The sequence below is a fragment of the Agrobacterium larrymoorei genome, from assembly GCF_037722385.1.
GTDB lineage: Bacteria > Pseudomonadota > Alphaproteobacteria > Rhizobiales > Rhizobiaceae > Agrobacterium > Agrobacterium larrymoorei_C.
Window position 1 is genome coordinate 2,501 of record NZ_JBBKAQ010000007.1, and the last position, 3,383, is coordinate 5,883.

Below are 3,383 nucleotides of genomic sequence, written 5' to 3' on the forward strand. Positions count from 1 at the left end.
GGCTTCGAGGTGCACCGGCGTGCCCTCAAAGAAGACCGTACCGAACACGTCGATGGCATCAAGAAATATCTGATTGTAAAAGGTAATCGGATTTTGCGGGTCTTATGAATACCGAGAGGTTGCAGTATGGCCGGATTTGGAACCCCTCAAGCGAATGCGAAGAGGATCAGGAATTCCAAATCAAGCAAATATGGATGAGCATAGACAATGAGAACGAAGAAGTGAATTAAGGGCATTTGGTGGATGCCTTGGCATGCACAGGCGAAGAAGGACGTGATACGCTGCGAAAAGCCGTGGGGAGCTGCGAATAAGCTTTGATCCATGGATCTCCGAATGGGGCAACCCACCTCAGATATCTAGAAAATCTGTTTTGCTGCACACTTGAATAATCTTCTTATTGGTTTGCATGGGGCTTCCCATACAGACCTTCAGGTCGTCGCCAATCGTTTGGCGCGCCGTCCGCAGGCCTACGGCCGTGAGGACAGAGGACACCCGGGAGATCGGGTTCAAGGGTTCAGCGAAAGAGGTTTCTAGATATCGCAATGAGGTATCTGCACCTGAATACATAGGGTGTAAGAAGCGAACGCAGGGAACTGAAACATCTAAGTACCTGCAGGAAAGGACATCAACCGAGACTCCGTAAGTAGTGGCGAGCGAACGCGGACCAGGCCAGTGGCAATGATGAATAAAGCGGAACGATTTGGAAAGGTCGGCCATAGCGGGTGATAGCCCCGTACGCGTAGAACAGTCATTGTCCTTGAGTAGGGCGGGACACGTGAAATCCTGTCTGAACATGGGGAGACCACTCTCCAAGCCTAAGTACTCGTGCATGACCGATAGCGAACAAGTACCGTGAGGGAAAGGTGAAAAGCACCCCGACGAGGGGAGTGAAATAGAACCTGAAACCGGATGCCTACAAACAGTCGGAGCCCGCAAGGGTGACGGCGTACCTTTTGTATAATGGGTCAACGACTTAGTGTAACGAGCAAGCTTAAGCCGGTAGGTGTAGGCGTAGCGAAAGCGAGTCTGAACAGGGCGTTCAGTTCGTTGCATTAGACCCGAAACCGAGTGATCTAGCCATGAGCAGGCTGAAGGTTGGGTAACACCAACTGGAGGGCCGAACCCATAACTGTTGCAATAGTTCGGGATGACTTGTGGCTAGGGGTGAAAGGCCAATCAAACTCGGAAATAGCTGGTTCTCCGCGAAATCTATTTAGGTAGAGCGTCGACCGAATACCCTCGGGGGTAGAGCACTGGATGGGCTATGGGGACTCACCGTCTTACTGATCCTAACCAAACTCCGAATACCGAGGAGTACTAGTCGGCAGACACACGGCGGGTGCTAACGTCCGTCGTGAAGAGGGCAACAACCCTGACCTCCAGCTAAGGTCCCCAAGTCATGGCTAAGTGGGAAAGGATGTGAGGATCCCAAAACAACCAGGATGTTGGCTTAGAAGCAGCCATCATTTAAAGAAAGCGTAACAGCTCACTGGTCTAAATAAGGGTCTTTGCGCCGAAAATGTAACGGGGCTAAAGCCATGCACCGAAGCTGAGGATACATCGTAAGATGTGTGGTAGCGGAGCGTTCCGTAAGTCTGTGAAGGCGGACCCGTGAGGGCTGCTGGAGATATCGGAAGTGCGAATGTTGACATGAGTAACGATAAAGGGAGTGAGAGACTCCCTCGCCGAAAGACCAAGGGTTCCTGCTTAAAGTTAATCTGAGCAGGGTTAGCCGGCCCCTAAGACGAGGCGGACACGCGTAGTCGATGGGAACCACGTTAATATTCGTGGGCCTGGTGGTAGTGACGGATCTTGTGTGTTGTTCAACCTTATTGGATTGGTTGGGCGGCGAAGAGGTTCCAGGAAATAGCTCCACCGTATAGACCGTACCCGAAACCGACACAGGTGGTCAGGTAGAGTATACCAAGGCGCTTGAGAGAACTATGTTGAAGGAACTCGGCAAATTGCACGCGTAACTTCGGAAGAAGCGTGACCCTTTTGCACGCAAGTGTGATGGGGTGGCACAGACCAGGGGGTAGCGACTGTTTATCAAAAACACAGGGCTCTGCGAAGTAGCAATACGACGTATAGGGTCTGACGCCTGCCCGGTGCTGGAAGGTTAAAGGGAGAGGTGCAAGCTTTGAACTGAAGCCCCAGTAAACGGCGGCCGTAACTATAACGGTCCTAAGGTAGCGAAATTCCTTGTCGGGTAAGTTCCGACCTGCACGAATGGCGTAACGACTTCCCCGCTGTCTCCAACATAGACTCAGTGAAATTGAATTCCCCGTGAAGATGCGGGGTTCCTGCGGTCAGACGGAAAGACCCCGTGCACCTTTACTATAGCTTTACACTGGCATTCGCCAAGGCATGTGTAGGATAGGTGGTAGGCTTTGAAGCAGGGACGCCAGTTCCTGTGGAGCCATCCTTGAAATACCACCCTTATCTTCGTGGATGTCTAACCGCGGTCCGTTATCCGGATCCGGGACAGTGTATGGTGGGTAGTTTGACTGGGGCGGTCGCCTCCGAAAGAGTAACGGAGGCGCGCGATGGTTAGCTCAGACCGGTCGGAAATCGGTCGTCGAGTGCAATGGCATAAGCTAGCCTGACTGCGAGACTGACAAGTCGAGCAGAGACGAAAGTCGGTCATAGTGATCCGGTGGTCCCGTGTGGAAGGGCCATCGCTCAACGGATAAAAGGTACGCCGGGGATAACAGGCTGATGACCCCCAAGAGTCCATATCGACGGGGTTGTTTGGCACCTCGATGTCGACTCATCGCATCCTGGGGCTGGAGCAGGTCCCAAGGGTATGGCTGTTCGCCATTTAAAGCGGTACGTGAGTTGGGTTCAGAACGTCGTGAGACAGTTCGGTCCCTATCTGCCGTGGGTGTAGGAATATTGACAGGATCTGTCCCTAGTACGAGAGGACCGGGATGGACGTATCTCTGGTGGATCTGTTGTCCTGCCAAGGGCATAGCAGAGTAGCTATATACGGAATGGATAACCGCTGAAGGCATCTAAGCGGGAAACCAACCTGAAAACGAGTGTTCCCTATCAGAGCCGTGGAAGACGACCACGTCGATAGGACGGGTGTGGAAGTGCAGTAATGCATGAAGCTTACCGTTACTAATAGCTCGACAGACTTCTTCGTTCCCATTGTTCATGCTCATCGAATAAAACTCGATCGTATCACGTGTTCAAATAAATGTGGCAATCGCCACCCAGCTTCTCGAATACAACAGCACATGCAAAAGCATGTGCCAGTTGCGTTTCGCCGACCTGGTGGTTATCGCGGGGCGGCTGCACCCGTTCCCATTCCGAACACGGCCGTGAAACGCCCCAGCGCCAATGGTACTCCGTCTTAAGACGCGGGAGAGTAGGTCGCT

Annotated in this window: 2 rRNA genes; both read left to right on the forward strand. The window is 52.6% G+C overall.

Annotation, left to right across the window (positions count from 1 at the left end):
- The first annotated feature begins 215 nt into the window (after window positions 1–215).
- Window positions 216–3,148: ribosomal RNA gene (locus WKI41_RS11700) — 23S ribosomal RNA — on the forward strand.
- 127 nt (window positions 3,149–3,275) lie between these two features.
- A 5S ribosomal RNA gene (gene rrf, locus WKI41_RS11705) occupies window positions 3,276–3,383 on the forward strand; the annotation flags it as partial.